Genomic DNA, 15,303 nt, shown 5'->3' with positions numbered 1-15,303 from the left:
TAATTTAGGGGTGCAAAAATCTCATCCAACCATAAGCAATAATAATGAGGTTGAAAATAGCAATAATGATAACACACTTATATATGATGATGTGCATTTACAGAACTCTAATTTGCCCGCAAGTTATGATGATTATACGAGTTTCATGTCACCGGAATTACTAATAGTAGCATCTAATAGCAAAAATAACGACAATATTACTTATGATAGTGATTATAGTGGAAATGTACTAGCGGAATATAATGCCAGACTCTATGGTTCAGAATGCGCATGTGTTGCAACAAGTAGTGCTTCTGACTTTGTACCAAGTGACTTAGCACCATTATTATGGCTTGATGCTAGTGATAGCTCAACAGTAACATTGTCTGGAAGCTTGGTTAGTCAATGGAGTGATAAATCAGGTAATAATAACCATGCAACACAAACTAATTCATCATATATGCCTACATATAGCAGTAATATATTAAATAATCTTAATATGGTTTACTTTTCTAGGTATAAACAATTATTAGGTGCAACTGGAGAATATCGAGATTTATATTTGGTATTGAAAAATGTTAGAGAATTTGCTATGGTATTTGCTAATCAAAATAATGATGATTCACTGAGGATGATACAATATAGATTTAATCCAACACCGGATAATAATGACTGGCATTATAATGAGTTGGATAATTTATATGTTAATGGTGAGCAGACATATGTTATATCAGGCACTTATTACATTGTTAGATCCTACAGAAGCAATGAAGTAGGTTTTGGTTCATCATTTCAATATTATTTAAATTCTTCTTTTGGTAATAATAGTAGATATTTTGGCGGGTATTTAGGTGAAGTTATTGCATTTTCTTCTGCACAAAGTGATGATAATAGACAGAAAATAGAAGGTTATTTAGCTCACAAGTGGGGTTTGACGGGAAATTTAAGCAATACTCACCCTTACTACTCTGAAGCCCCACAAAGTTCTTCTTCTAACACAGATTATTTGCCTGAAATAGCAAAACAATATTGTATAAAATAATTATGAAACATAAATCTGCTTTTACTTTTATCGAATTGTCAATATTAATTGCGGTTATATCTGTGATATTCACTTTTTCAGTAGTTATCAAAGACAGATTAGATGATATAAATAAAAACGAAGCAACAGAAGATAAAATACTAAAAATAAGAGAAGCGATAGCAGCTTATTACAATATAAATGGTGCTATACCATGCCCAGCTAGATTAGATTATGACTTATATAATAGTAATTATGGTAGTGCAGTTGCTACTGATGGTAATGGTTGTGTTGTATCTGATGGAGTTTTTGGTTTTGGTGATGATGGTAATGGTGACGGTATAAGTGATTTATTTGTTGGTGCAGTGCCAGTTGCTGAGTTAGGCCTAGATATACAGTATTCTCTGGATAGCTGGGGTAATAAGATTTCTTATATAGTATCATCACTAGTTAGAAATATTTATAATGATAGTAGTGACTTTCCGCTTAATAATAATTTAGCCTGTTGGCTGGATTTTTCTGATGGTAAAAATTTAACGTTAAGAGAAGACTCAGATTTATACTATATTACTAATGTTGCTGATAAATCAACAGGTGGTAATTGTGCAGCAAGTCAATCAGATACAACTTTACAGCCTATTATTAAAGTTGATAATGCAGCATCAACAACTTTAATTGGAGCATATTTTGATGGTTTGGATGATTATCTACAAATAGATCATACAACTATTCATGATTTATTTGAAAGTTCACACACTTTGTTTTTTACCGCTAATTTTGATCATAATGCTTCAACTAATAGAGGTTTGTTATCATATGCAAATAGTTCAGATACTAACTCAAAAGAGTTATATTATACTGATAGTAGTACTGGTAATTTGAGTTTTAAGAGATTATACGGAGCTAGTACAGCATATGTAATAGGAGCCTTAAGTGAGACAGAACCGGAGATATTTTCAGTTACTAGAAGTGGTAGTTATATTTTAAATCCTTATGTATCATATGTAGACCAAGGCTCAATATCAGTTGGTGGTAGTTTAGCTACAAATATTAACAAGGTTACCCTAGGTAAAGATTTGTATGATTCGACTGCAAGTTTTTTATTTACTGAAGAGATATTTGAATTTATTGCCTATGATATAACCTTAACAGATGCACAAATAGCTGAAGTTCTTGAGCATTTATACGCTAAATGGAACACCAATAAGGTTAAGCAAAATAGAATGGTAATTAAAGATACAGAAGAGGCAGTTAGAACAAATGCTTCGGTTGCTCTTATCAGTCATGGTTCAAATGGTTATGGAGCATTTAACAGTGCAGGGCAGCAAATTGATTTTTCAGCCTTAACTTTGCAGGAACCAGAGTATCATAATATACCACAAAGTACTGGCATGGATGGAGATATATATACGGATTTATTAGGAGTAAGTCATGATTTAGGAGAGGGGTGGTTAAAAGGGTTTGACGATATCGTAAGATATTATAATATATTTGAATTAAGAACAGTTGCGGGAAGATGACATTAAAGAAAATTATATTAGCCTCTGATCATGCAGGTTATCACTTAAAAGATTATATAAAAAAATATTTAGATAGTTTGAGCTTAGAGAATGTAGTTGAAGATCTTGGCACTTACTCTATAGATTCGGTTGATTATCCTGATGTTGCTGTTTTGTTAGCCAAAAAAATGGAGAATGAGATAGAATCTTTAGGTGTGCTAATCTGCGGTTCTGGCATTGGTATATCGATTGCTGCTAATAGATTCTCGCATATTAGAGCGGCTTTATGTTGTACTGAGGAGATGGCAATTTTAGCAAAAGAACATAATAATGCTAATGTTTTAGCCTTAGGTTCCCGGTTAATTGAGCAGGAGGAGGCAGTTAAAATTCTAAATAATTTTTTAAATATAAAGTTTGAATCAGGCAGGCATTTAAAAAGAGTCAAAAAATTGGAAGAAATTGGTTTGTAGTAATTTTTTTCTATTGCTTTTTTTGGTTTACAAATTTGTGCATAATTGTATGCTTGTTAACTAATTTTTAGTTTAAAAAAATGACAGCAGAGAAAATATACGCAAATAGTGAAATTAAAGCTTTTTTTGAAGAAAATATTGAATCAAGAGACAAGGAGATCTTTGACGCAATAAAAGGAGAGGAGCAAAGAGAGCAAGACCAGATAGAGTTGATAGCTTCAGAAAATATAGTAAGTAAAGCGGTAAAAGAAGCACAAGGTAGTAATTTTACTAATAAATATGCCGAAGGTTACCCAGGAAAAAGATATTACGGAGGCTGTGAATATGCTGACATAGTTGAGAATTTAGCGATAGATAGAGCAAAAGAATTATATGATGTAGAATTTGTAAATGTGCAGCCAAATTCTGGTTCACAAGCAAATCAAGGTGTTTTTACCGCTTTGATCAAGCCAGGTGACACAATTTTGGGACAATCTCTAGCATCCGGAGGTCATTTAACACATGGAGCTAAACCTAATCAATCAGGAAAATGGTTTAATGCAGTGCAATATGGTGTTGATAAAGAAACACATTTACTAGACTATGATGAAATAGAAGCTCTAGCAAAAGAACATAAACCTAAAATGTTAATTGGTGGTTTTTCAGCTTATCCACAAATTGTAGACTGGGCTAGGTTAAGAAAAATAGCAGATAGTGTGGATGCTTATTTTTTAGTAGATATGGCGCATATTTCTGGTTTAGTTGCAGCTGGAGTATATCCTTCACCAATACCACATGCACATATAGTTACAACTACAACTCACAAGACACTAAGAGGTCCAAGGGGCGGTATGATTTTAACTAATGATGAAACTATTGCTAAAAAAGTGAACTCAGCAATATTTCCTGGAATTCAGGGTGGTCCTTTAGTTCATGTAATAGCTGCTAAAGCTGTTTGCTTCAAAGAGGCATTAGACCCCTCATTTAAAGTTTATATGCAAAGTGTAGTTGCAAATGCAAAGATATTAGCAAAAACTCTTAAGAACAGAGGCTTAAATATAGTATCTGGCAGCACAGTTAATCATTTGGTTTTAGTTGATTTAACACCTAAAAGCTTAACTGGTAAGGCTACTGAAGAGGCTTTGGAAGCGGCAAATTTAACCTGTAACAAAAACGCAATTCCGTTTGATCCACAAAAACCATTTGTTACTTCTGGTATAAGGCTTGGCACATCTGCTGGTACTACAAGAGGCTTTGGGCTTGTTGAGTTCGAAAAAGTGGGTAATTTGATTGGCGATATAGTTGATGCTTTAGCAGCACAGCAAGATATGGAGCAAGTTACAAGGAAAGTTAAAGAGCAAGTAAAAGATTTGTGTAACGAGTTTCCAGTAAGTTAATGTTTTGTCCTTTTTGTAAGCATAATGAAACTACAGTAAAGGATTCTAGATTGTCAGAGGATGGCGCTTCCATTAGAAGAAGAAGGGAGTGCCCAAATTGTAATTCTAGATTTACCACATATGAAAGAATACAATATAAAGAAATTTTTATTGTTAAAAAGTCTGGTGAAAAACAGTTCTTTGATTACGGTAAATTGTTATCTTCGATCAAGATGGCGCTTAGAAAGCGTAAGGTCACTATAGATGTGGTTGAAAAGGTTGCTGGAAAAATACATCAAGAATTAAATTTACTTAACGAAGTTGAGATTTCATCCAAAGATGTAGGAGAGCTAGTTATGAATGAGTTGAAAGTTCTTGATAAGGTTGCATTTATTAGATTTGCATCTGTATATAAAAATTTTGAATCAACGGAGGATTTTGAGAGTTTTCTTAAAAACAATTAGTGTTAGTCATGCCAGAATTATTTAATAAAAAATGGCTGCAAATAGCAATTCACGCGGCTAAGTTGCGATTAGGTAAAACATATCCTAACCCAGCAGTAGGTGCGGTAATTGTAAAAGATAATCTGTTGCTTTCAAAGGCGGCAACAGGTTTTAAAGGTTCGCCTCATGCAGAAGTGGGGGCAATAAATAAATTGAGTAGAGAGCAATTATTGGATGCTACCTTATATGTCACTTTAGAGCCATGTGATCATATTGGTAGAAATCCTTCATGTTGTGATTTAATAATAAAATCTGGGATAAAAAGAGTTGTTATTGGCTGCATAGATATAAACCCAATAGTTAGAGGTAGAGGAGTAAAAAAACTTAATGATAATGGTGTAATAGTAGAAATATTAAATGATAACAATGCTAAAGATTTGCATAAAATGTTTTTTCATTATATATCGTTTAAATTGCCATATTTAACTTGTAAAATGGCCACAAGTTTGGATGGTAAAATTGCTCTAGCGAATAAGGAGAGTAAGTGGATTACATCTGAATTATCAAGAAATTATGTTCATTTATTAAGATCTCGGCACGATGCAGTTTTAACAGGAGTTGGTACTATCATTCAAGATAACCCCACTTTAAATTGTAGAATTAAATCTTATAATAAAAATTCTACAATAGTAATTTTAGATCGTAATCTAGATATACCATTATTTAGTAATATATTAGATCATAAAATCAAAAGAAAAACATTAATTTACACCACTAGTGAAGATCAAGCTAAAATGTCAAAATTAATCAATGATCAAACAGAGGTTATTAGGTTAAGAAATGATGAGTACAATGACAGTAGGGTTATATTACAGGATTTGGCAAAAAAAGGTATAACATCAATTTTCTGTGAAGCTGGTAAATTAATTACTAAATTTGTTAAAACAGAATTAATCAATGAGTTGGTTGTTTATAGAACGGGTAAGTTTTTTGGTGGAGATAGCTTTGATATGTGTGGAGACTTAGATTTGAAGTGCATAGCAGATGCTAAAAGCTATAGGCTTGTTAAAGTGCAAAATATTCAAAATAGAGATGTAATAGAGCATTATATAAAGAGTTAGATATTCTAATTATTTTGCTTGCTAAAACTTGGCTATAATGCTAAAAATTAGTTAATTTATTATTTAATTTTAGTTTTGTAATGTCTCAAGAATCTAACCATAATAACCACCAAAATTTATTGCCTGTTTCACTTGAAGATGAGATGAAAAAATCTTATCTAGATTATGCTATGAGTGTTATAGTAAGTAGGGCAATTCCCGATGTTTGTGATGGCTTAAAGCCAGTGCATAGAAGAATAATATACTCTATGAATGAGACTGGTTGTTATCATAATAAACCACATAAAAAATCGGCTAGAATTGTGGGTGAGGTAATGGGAAAATACCACCCACATGGAGATTCAGCTATTTATGATGCTTTAGTTAGAATGGCACAAGATTTTTCAATGCGTTCTCCTCTTATTGATGGTCAAGGAAATTTTGGCTCTATGGATGGAGACTCTCCAGCAGCAATGCGTTATACAGAGTCTAGAATGGCAAAAATATCTGCTAAATTAATCGATGATATCGATAAAGGTACGGTAGATTTTCGTGAAAATTATGATGGTTCTGAAAAAGAGCCAGAAGTTCTTCCTGCTAAATTTCCCAATCTTTTAGTAAATGGAGCTGGTGGTATTGCAGTAGGAATGGCAACTAATATACCTCCGCATAATTTGGGAGAGGTTATTGATGCAACATGTGCTTACATTGATAACCACAATATCACTTTAGAAGAATTAATTAATATTGTGCCAGCCCCTGACTTTCCAACAGGTGGTATAATATTAGGTAGGTCTGGAAGTAGATCTGCTGCTTCAACTGGAAGAGGCTCGGTAATAATTAGAGCAAAAACTCATTTTGAAGAAATTGGTAATGGTAAAACTGCAATTATTGCTACTGAAATTCCATATCAAGTTAATAAAGCAAAATTAATAGAAAAAATAGCGGAGTTAGTTAGAGATAAAAAGATAGAAGGTATTACAGATTTAAGAGATGAATCAAATAAATCAGGTGTAAGAGTTGTTATAGAGCTAAGAAGAGATATTATAGCGGAGGTAGCTTTAAACCAATTATATAACTTAACTCAACTACAAACTTCATTTGGCGTCAATTTATTAGCGCTTAATAATGGTAGTCCAAAACAAATGAATTTATATGATGTGTTAAAAGCATTTGTTGAATTTAGAGAAAATGTTATCACCAGAAGATCAATTTTCTTGCTAAATAAAGCTAGAGAAAAAGCACATTTGTTAATAGGTTTAACATTAGCTGTTGATTCTATAGATGAGGTGATCGCAACTATTAGGAGCTCTAAGGATACTCTAGAAGCTAAGAAAAAACTTCTAAGTCGTAAATGGGCAGCGGGTGATGCTGCAAACTTAATTGAGCTTATTGGTGACTTGAAGAATGAAATAGTAGACAAGCAATGTTATTTCACTGAAGAGCAAGTTCAGGCTATTTTAGATATGAGGTTAGCCAAACTAACTGGTTTAGAAAGAGAAAAATTAGCAGACGAGCTGATGGTGCTTAAAAAAGAAATAGAATATTTCTTAGATTTATTATCCTCTAGAGATAAAATTTTAAACATAATGAAAACAGAATTGCTTGAAATTAAGGATGAATTTGCGACTCCAAGAAGAAGTCAAATTGATGAGAATGAATTTGAGCATGATATAGAAGATTTAATAGCTGAAGAAGATGTTGTTTTAACTGTAACAATGGAAGGATATATTAAAAGAGTTCCTTTAACTGCTTACAGAGCACAAAAAAGAGGCGGTAAGGGAAGAGCTGGTCTGAAAAAAGAGCAGGAAGATATTTTAGTTGAAATGTTTGTAACATCTACACATGCACCAGTATTATTCTTTTCAAATTTTGGTCAAGTTTATAGATTAAAAGCTTACAAGATACCACAAGGTTCAGCAACATCCAAGGGAAGAGCATTAATTAATATTTTTCCACTTAAAGATGGTGAAAAAATAACCACAATTATGCCTTTGCCTAAAGAGCAAGATGAATGGAGTGGTATGAATCTGGTTTTTGCAACTAGACAAGGTGGTGTTAGAAGAAGTGATATGGATGACTTTAAAAATATACAATCTAATGGAAAAATTGCTATTAGATTAGATGATAATGATAGTTTAGTATCAGTTAGTTTTTGCGCTGATAATGACCATATTTTGTTAGCTTCAAAATTTGGTAAATCATTAAGGTTTCCATTAGAGTCACTGCGTGTGATAAAAAGTAGAACATCATCAGGTGTAAGAGGTATGAAACTTGCTAATGGTGATGAAGTTATATCACAAACAGTATTAAAATCGGCAGATTTTGATGCAGAGCTAAAAGCCCAGTTCTTTAATATTGATATAGTTAAGAGAAAAGAATTAGCTGAAACAGAAGATTTTTCTATTTTAGATGAAGTATTTCCAGAAACTGAGGTAAATAAAGCTAAGTTATTAGATATCGCTAAGCAGGAACAATTTATTCTGTCTATTACAGAAAATGGTTATGGAAAAAGATCATCCTCTATAGATTATAGAATCACTAACAGGGGTGGTAGTGGTATCATAAATATTTTAACTAGTGAAAGAAATGGCAGCGTAGTTGCTACTTTTCCTGCCGAAGATAATGAAGAAATAGTGATAATGACTGATAAGGGTAAGTTGATTCGTTGTAAAGTTGGTGAAATCAGAGTAGCAGGTAGAAACACACAGGGTGTTACTTTGCTTAAAACCGATAATGATGAAAAAGTAGTATCAGTTGCAAAAGTATCATCATCTGAAGAAGAGGACTTGGAAGAAAATCAAGAAGGTAATAATGAGCTAGATAATGTAGTTAATGAAGCTGTTAACTAATTATTTATGCTATACCAGTTTACTTAAATGCTTGTTGGTTGACAAAGATCGTAGCTATCTAGGAAAGTTAATACCAATAGGGTGTAATCATTAATTTGATTGTGGTTAAGAAAATGTTAGGTAATTATTATCTTAACTTCTAGTTATTACAGACTACATTCAATTATTTTTTTGTAGTTGTGACTAGTTTATGACATTTTTCTATCTTCAATAAATTATAAAATAAGAGGAGATTAACATACTATATAGGCTATAGCAAAAACTTAGCTTTGCCTGTTAAGCTGTTGAAAATAGCCTCTTTTTTATTAGTGCAATCTATATTATTTATCTCTATAACTTTTCAAAAGCAATATGATCAAATTTATAATGAGTTTTTTGATCTATTTATCTAATGTTAGCTGCTTACTAAGTTAGAGAGTTGTAGTTTTATTTAGTTAATTCTTAGCAAAAATATTTTTATAAATTAAGGTTTTGTTAGAATATTTTATTGAAATGAAATTTAAATCACTATGTAATCTAAGTTCTAAATAATTTAAGTTTTGCAGGTTAAACTAGGATTAGTATTATTAGCTTTAAACTTATTTCGCTGCTCTATGGTGCTCTATGTAATCAAGAATTAGAAAAATTGAGATAAAGAAGAATACAACATAGTTTACTTTATTTTATTTATAAAAATGATCTAAGGCTCATTATATGTTTTGTAAATTAAGAAAAGCCTTAGGAATATTATAATTGCAGAAAATATTTACTAACTTAGTAAATCTCAGCTGGAAGCAAGATAAAGCTATAAAAGAGAAGCTCTGAAGAATAATATTCTTTCTAGCTTAATTAAAAATAGTGTTAAATTAGAATAATAGATATAAAAAAAGTAAGCTATGAAAAATAATGAGTGATAAACAATATTAACAAACAAGGAGCGTAATATGTTAAAATATTTTCTTAGAATAAAGCTTTAAATACTAGAAAGGTTATTGTTTTTCCTAAAAATAAACCTCCTTTTTTCTATAGATGCCATATTAATATGAAGAATAGAGAAACACAAAAATACTAATAAATTATAGCTGTCTCAAGAGTTACAAAGCTAAATTTAAATAAGATTTTAAATATTCTTTTCTTTTTTTCTTACTTTAAAAAGTTAAGATATTTTTATAAATATAAAGGAAAAACATAACATATATTTTTGGTGAAATAACGCTTATATTGCAACCAGCTCGATTATTTTATCTATTATATCATCAGTTGAAATATTTTCAGCTTCTGCTTTATAACTAATAATAATACGATGTCTTAATACATATTTAGCCATTTTTTGTATATGATAAGGGCTAACATATTCTTCACCTTGTAAATATGCAAAAGCTTTAGCAGTTTGACATAAAGCAAGTGATGCCCTTGGAGATACCCCATGTTCTATGTATTCTGCAAGCTCTTTACTGTATTTATTGGTCTCTCTCGTTGCAATAACTATATCTACTATATACTGCTTAAGTTTTTCATCTAGGTATACATCATCTACTTCATGTTGCATTTTAATTATTTCAGAAGCTGATGTTAGTTTAAATGAGATCTTTTTTTTAGTTTCGAATTGATTCAAAATTTTTAATTCATTTTCTGCATTAGGATAGTCAACTTTAATATGTAATAAAAAGCGATCAAGCTGTGCTTCGGGTAGCTTGTAAGTACCTTCTTGCTCTATAGGGTTTTGCGTTGCTATTACCATAAATAATTCTGGTAATTTATATGTGTTCTTACCCACAGATATTTGTCTTTCAGCCATAGCTTCTAAGAGGGCGGACTGAACTTTTGCTGGAGCTCTATTAATTTCATCTGCAAGCACAATATTAGTAAATAATGGTCCTGAAGAGAATTCAAATTTATTTTTCTCTTGTATATACATATCACCTCCTATTATATCAGATGGTAATAAATCTGGCGTAAATTGAATACGCTTAAATTCCGCATCAATTGAATTTGCTAAAGTTTCAGCACTTTTTGTTTTAGCAAGACCTGGCATTCCTTCTAATAAAACATGACCTCTGGCCAGAAGTGCTATAATTAAATTTTGGTTTAGCTCATGTTGCCCAATAATATTTTGACTAAGATTATCAAAGATATTAATGATTAAAGAGTCGCTAGGGTTATCTTGTATTATTTTTTCTTGCATAATATTTTATGGATTTAGTTTTATATGTAATTTTGTAGAAGTTTTAGTTTTTTTAAGAGAGAGAGTATTAATTGCATCTTTAGCTCTGCTTTTCAGTGATGTTAAGTCAATTTCTAGATTAGCATAAATTGCTGCATTAATATTTGCAATAACTTCAGAAAAGTTAGTTGTATGTAAAAAGTTCTTTTTAATAATTATATCTAAATCTATTAGGTTTTTTGTTTTAATTTTATAATTATTTACAAAATAAAAAAATATAAATTCTTTAAGTTCGTTTATATTTTTGGCTTTATTTATATTACTTAAATTAATTTTAGAGATAATTTCTTTTGGTAATTGTACTCTATTATGTTTTTTTAGCTTGCTTAACTTACTTGCTAACAAAATCACGATAACAATCAAAACAAGAACTATAAATATCAAAAAAACAATTATAATATTTGCTTTGTTGTTATATTCTTGCTCGTTCAAAGGTTGATCATTCTGATTTTCTAAAAATGTAATGTTTCTTTTTTCCAGTTCTGGCAAAATATTAAAAGTAAAACTCTTGGATTTTTCTTCCTTATATTTTTTCGTTTTAAGATTAAACCAATTTATTGAAATGGCTGGAATATTAATTTCGCCACTATTAATTGGAACTAAAGTAAAATTCTGAATTTTTGTAAGTGTAATTTTATCATTTACAAAAGTTATATTATTTTCTGCTTGGTCTTTGTAAATTTTGTAATTTTTATTGCGTAAAAATTCTAAATCTGGAATTTGACCTTCTTTAGCATTATGAGCTTCTAAAGTTATTGATAACTCTATGGGATCACCAACATATATATTCTGCGTTTTATTAGATAATTCAGTTTTTAGCTTAAGAGAATTAAGAGGTAGCCAATTTTTAGAAGCCGAAATTCTATCTTTTACATTTAAGATAATATCGTTACTTGCAATAAAAAAATCTTCATATTTTTGCATATTAGAAAATCCAAAAAGATTATTTATATTACCAAAAGAATCTTGCGCATGATTTTTAGCTAAAACACCTTTATATTTGGCTGATGTTATTTTTATTTCACCAGTTTTTATAGGTGTAAGCGCAAAAATATATTCTGTAATTATTGCTTCTTGGTTATTAAGCGTTGAGCGGTATGATTTTGGTTCAGAAATTAATTCTATAATAGCGTCATTTGATTTGGGTTCTATGAACTCTTCATTGTAACTATTTACAAATCTTACAATTTTAGTTTTTAAAATTACAGTTTGTTTTATAAATGGGTTTTTAGTTTCTATTTGATTTGATATGGATATTTTATCTTGTTTGTGGTTTTTAGTAACAGAATTTTTAGCTATAGTAAGCTTTAAAGCGGAAGTTTTTAAATCAGAATTCTTGGTTTGTAATGTAATTTCTGGAATAGTAACTTGGCCTTCCAAATTAGTTGATAAATAATATACCCAGGAAAATTTTTTAGATATTTCACCATTAACATAGCTAGTTTTACTATTATAGCTTTGCGATCTAATTCTAAAGCCAGCCTTATTAAGCACCTCAATATTTGGTTTGTTTTTGGTATTAATATCTAATAATGTAAGTGTTAAAATAATATCTTCATTTGCCGCGAAATTAGTTTTGTTGATAGTTGCTTCAAAATTTTGCGCATTCAAATTCAGAGTAAGTAAAGCAAGAAAAAATATAGTAGTTAAAAGTCTTTTTACCATGGTTTTTTAGTTGAAGTTGTTTTGTTGTTATTTTCTATTAGTTGGATTTTTCTTTGCATAATTTCTGCCGTTGAATCCTCAATTAAATCGAATACATCCTCATAATTATCTTTAGCTTCATTTGATTTTTTACCTTTAATATCTTGAGCTTTATCATTATCTTGCTTTTTATTAGGGCTATCTGATTGATTTGCATTTTCTTTGTCTAACTCGCTATTACTTTGGGTATTTCTTGAGTTAGAATCATCTCCTTGTTTGTTATTATTCTGCTCTTCTGGTTTAGCTTGGTTTTTTTGTGTTTGATTATTATTTTCTAATGGCTCTTTATCTTGCGTTTTAGGTTTATTGTTAGAATTCTCTGCCTTTTTGTTATCCTTATGTTGTTTTGAATCTTTTTGCTGTTGCTCTTTAAGCTTTGCTTTGGCAATTTTTAAATTATGCTTAGTTTTAGTATCATTGTTATTTATTGTTAGAATTTCCTTATATTCTTTTATGGCAGAATTAAAATCATTTAACATAAAATAGCTATTTGCTAAATTAAACTTACGCTCAATATCATCTGTGTTTATTTTACTAAATTCTTTTGCTGCAGCTTTAAAGTCATTATTTTTATATGCAGAAACTCCTTTATTATATGGTGTGTTAAATTTTTCATAAGCTGATTTGTAATTTTGCTCTGCGAAATCTTGCTTAGCTTGTTGTTCATTATTTAGGAATATATTAGCTTTTAAATTTTCAGGAAAACTTATTAACAAAAATAAAAAACATAAAAAATAGCGAGTGTAAAAAAGTAAAACTAATAGGGCGGGTAAAAGGAATATATAAAAAGCCTCTTGCCATATTTTCACTTTATCTTTTTCTTGGTTATTTTGACTGTTTTCAATATCAAGCAGATTAATTATCTCAGCTATGTCATGATCATTTTGCGTAGCATTAATAAGTTTACCATTAAATGTTTTATTTAGCTTTTCCAGATTCTCAATTTGTAATTTAGAATAAACATTTTGTTGCTCATATGTTAATATTTTATTTTTTACATAGACAGGTCCACCAATTTTAGTACCAGTTGCTAAAGTAATAAAATTTAGATTTTTATTATTTAAACTTTTTATTAATTTGGTCGTAATATTATTATCAAAATCACCATCTGTAAGTAAAATGATAGAATTTTTGTCGCCAGAAAAGTCTTTATATAGATTATTTGCTACTCTTATAGCTTCATTTATATTTGTGCCTTGTCTTGTGAAGTTGGAAGTTGTTAAATTATTTAATTTACCCTGAACTGCTTTCAAATCTTTTGTTAATGGTGAAATAACATGAGGAATATCTGTGAAAGCAATTAATGAAATACGGCTATTATTTATATTATTCACTATGGTTGAAATTTTCTCTTTGCTAAATGCAAAACGATTAGGAGCCAGATCTTTTACATTCATTGAAGATGAACTATCTAATAAAAATATTATATTGTTTGTATTACTCGTAATTTCTACTTCATGATATTGCCATCTTGGTTTTGCTAAAGAAAATATTATTAAAATTATAAATAAAATAAGTAATTTTAACTTAGTATTTTGTTTTTCCTGTGGGTTAAATTTAAGTAAGCTTTTGAGATTTTGTAAAGAAGCTAAAGCTTTATATTGCTTATAATATAGAGAAACATTATTGATGTTTTTATTTGATTTAACATATATGATTATCACTGGAATAAACAGCAGTAACAAGAAATAATATGGTTGTGCAAAATGGAAATTAGCTAGGGTATCTAACATATTGGAATAAGGAATATATTAAAAAAATTATTAGAGCTAATAAAATAAAATATTCGTAAATTGCTGTGTAGCTAAAATAAGAATCATAATCTATGGTAGTTTTTGTTAAATTATTAATTTCTTTATAAATATTTTCTAATTCTTGCTTATTTTCTGCTAGGTAAAATTTACCCTTAGTGACATTAGCGATATTTTTAAGAGTAACCTTATCTAAGGGGATAAAAGCGTATTGTAATTGACCAAATGAATTTAGAAAAGGTGCCTCTTCATTTTTTCCAATACCAATAGTATAAACTGGTATATCATATTTAGCTGCAATTTTTGCTGCAGCATCCGCTGTTAACAAACCAGAGTTACTTTCTCCATCAGTAAGTAAAATTATAGCTCTTGAATTTTTTGTTTTTTTATAAAGCTTTTTAACTGCAAGAGCAAGTGCATCACCAATTGCTGTACTTGGTCCTGCTATACCTATTTGGGTTGAGTTAATAATAGAATTTATAGTTGTTTTATCATAAGTAAGAGGACTTTCTAAATAGGCATATTTACCAAATATAATTAAACCAATTCTGTCATAAGTACGCTCTTTAACAAAATTGCTAATAACATCCTTGCTTATATCAAGTCTGGTTAGCAAGTTGTCCTTAGTTGAGAAATCTAAAGCAGACATAGATTCAGAAACATCAATTAAAACCATTAAATCATAGCCATCTATATTTATTTTGCTTTCTTTAGAGCTAATATTAGGGTCTGCTAGAGCCATGACCAGTAATGACCAGATTATATAAAATTTTAAAAATTTTATTATATTTATATTGCTCTTTACTCCTTTAAAGGAGCGTTCAAGATATTTGAGCTGAGGAGCATAAAAGCTAATATTTGTAAACTTCTTTCTTTTTTTTAAAAATAGAAAAAAAGGTAAAAGTAACAATAATAGAAAATATGGT

Annotated in this window: 11 protein-coding genes; 7 read left to right on the top strand and 4 right to left on the bottom strand. The window is 29.9% G+C overall.

Features of this window, described 5'->3' with window-relative positions:
• From HOH73_03505 to gyrA, 7 genes are all read left to right on the top strand, one after another.
• Positions 1 to 1,021, top strand: a 1,021-nt coding sequence (locus HOH73_03505) for a hypothetical protein (protein ID MBT5827923.1), incomplete at its 5' end; no start/stop codon positions are given.
• Positions 1,022 to 1,023: 2 nt separating this feature from the next.
• Positions 1,024 to 2,520 carry a hypothetical protein gene (locus tag HOH73_03500; protein ID MBT5827922.1) on the top strand — a complete coding sequence of 499 codons (1,497 nt, stop codon included), beginning with the start codon at positions 1,024 to 1,026 and terminating at the stop codon, positions 2,518 to 2,520.
• Entirely contained in the window at positions 2,517 to 2,969 is a 453-nt protein-coding gene (gene rpiB / locus HOH73_03495) for a ribose 5-phosphate isomerase B (GenBank protein MBT5827921.1), read from the top strand. The genes HOH73_03500 and rpiB overlap by 4 nt, the downstream gene beginning before the upstream one ends.
• Positions 2,970 to 3,049: 80 nt before the next feature.
• Positions 3,050 to 4,345, top strand: a complete 1,296-nt coding sequence (locus HOH73_03490) for a serine hydroxymethyltransferase (GenBank protein MBT5827920.1) — start codon at positions 3,050 to 3,052, stop codon at positions 4,343 to 4,345.
• Positions 4,345 to 4,788: a transcriptional repressor NrdR gene (nrdR, locus tag HOH73_03485; protein ID MBT5827919.1), complete on the top strand. Its 444-nt coding sequence runs from the start codon at positions 4,345 to 4,347 to the stop codon at positions 4,786 to 4,788. The genes HOH73_03490 and nrdR overlap by 1 nt, the downstream gene beginning before the upstream one ends.
• A gap of 8 nt (positions 4,789 to 4,796) precedes the next feature.
• Entirely contained in the window at positions 4,797 to 5,888 is a 1,092-nt protein-coding gene (ribD, locus tag HOH73_03480; GenBank protein MBT5827918.1) for a bifunctional diaminohydroxyphosphoribosylaminopyrimidine deaminase/5-amino-6-(5-phosphoribosylamino)uracil reductase RibD, read from the top strand.
• A gap of 80 nt (positions 5,889 to 5,968) precedes the next feature.
• A complete protein-coding gene (gene gyrA / locus HOH73_03475; GenBank protein ID MBT5827917.1) occupies positions 5,969 to 8,719 on the top strand; it encodes a DNA topoisomerase (ATP-hydrolyzing) subunit A in 2,751 nt (916 codons plus the stop codon).
• Between the two features lie 1,195 nt (positions 8,720 to 9,914).
• Here gyrA and HOH73_03470 read toward each other — a convergent pair.
• From HOH73_03470 to HOH73_03455, 4 genes are read right to left on the bottom strand one after another with little or no spacing between them, the layout of a single operon-like run.
• On the bottom strand, positions 9,915 to 10,883 hold the full coding sequence (locus HOH73_03470; protein MBT5827916.1) for a MoxR family ATPase: 969 nt from the start codon (positions 10,881 to 10,883) through the stop codon (positions 9,915 to 9,917).
• A 6-nt stretch (positions 10,884 to 10,889) separates the two neighbouring features.
• Positions 10,890 to 12,587: a hypothetical protein gene (locus HOH73_03465; protein MBT5827915.1), complete on the bottom strand. Its 1,698-nt coding sequence runs from the start codon at positions 12,585 to 12,587 to the stop codon at positions 10,890 to 10,892.
• Positions 12,581 to 14,359, bottom strand: a complete 1,779-nt coding sequence (locus tag HOH73_03460; GenBank protein ID MBT5827914.1) for a VWA domain-containing protein — start codon at positions 14,357 to 14,359, stop codon at positions 12,581 to 12,583. Before HOH73_03460 ends, HOH73_03465 begins: the two co-directional genes overlap by 7 nt.
• Entirely contained in the window at positions 14,340 to 15,119 is a 780-nt protein-coding gene (locus HOH73_03455; protein MBT5827913.1) for a VWA domain-containing protein, read from the bottom strand. Before HOH73_03455 ends, HOH73_03460 begins: the two co-directional genes overlap by 20 nt.
• Positions 15,120 to 15,303: the final 184 nt, after the last annotated feature.

The organism is Alphaproteobacteria bacterium (genome assembly GCA_018667735.1).
GTDB lineage: Bacteria > Pseudomonadota > Alphaproteobacteria > Rickettsiales > JABIRX01 > JABIRX01.
The sequence above is the reverse complement of the archived record's forward strand: the minus strand, read 5'-3'. Positions and strand labels throughout refer to the sequence as shown.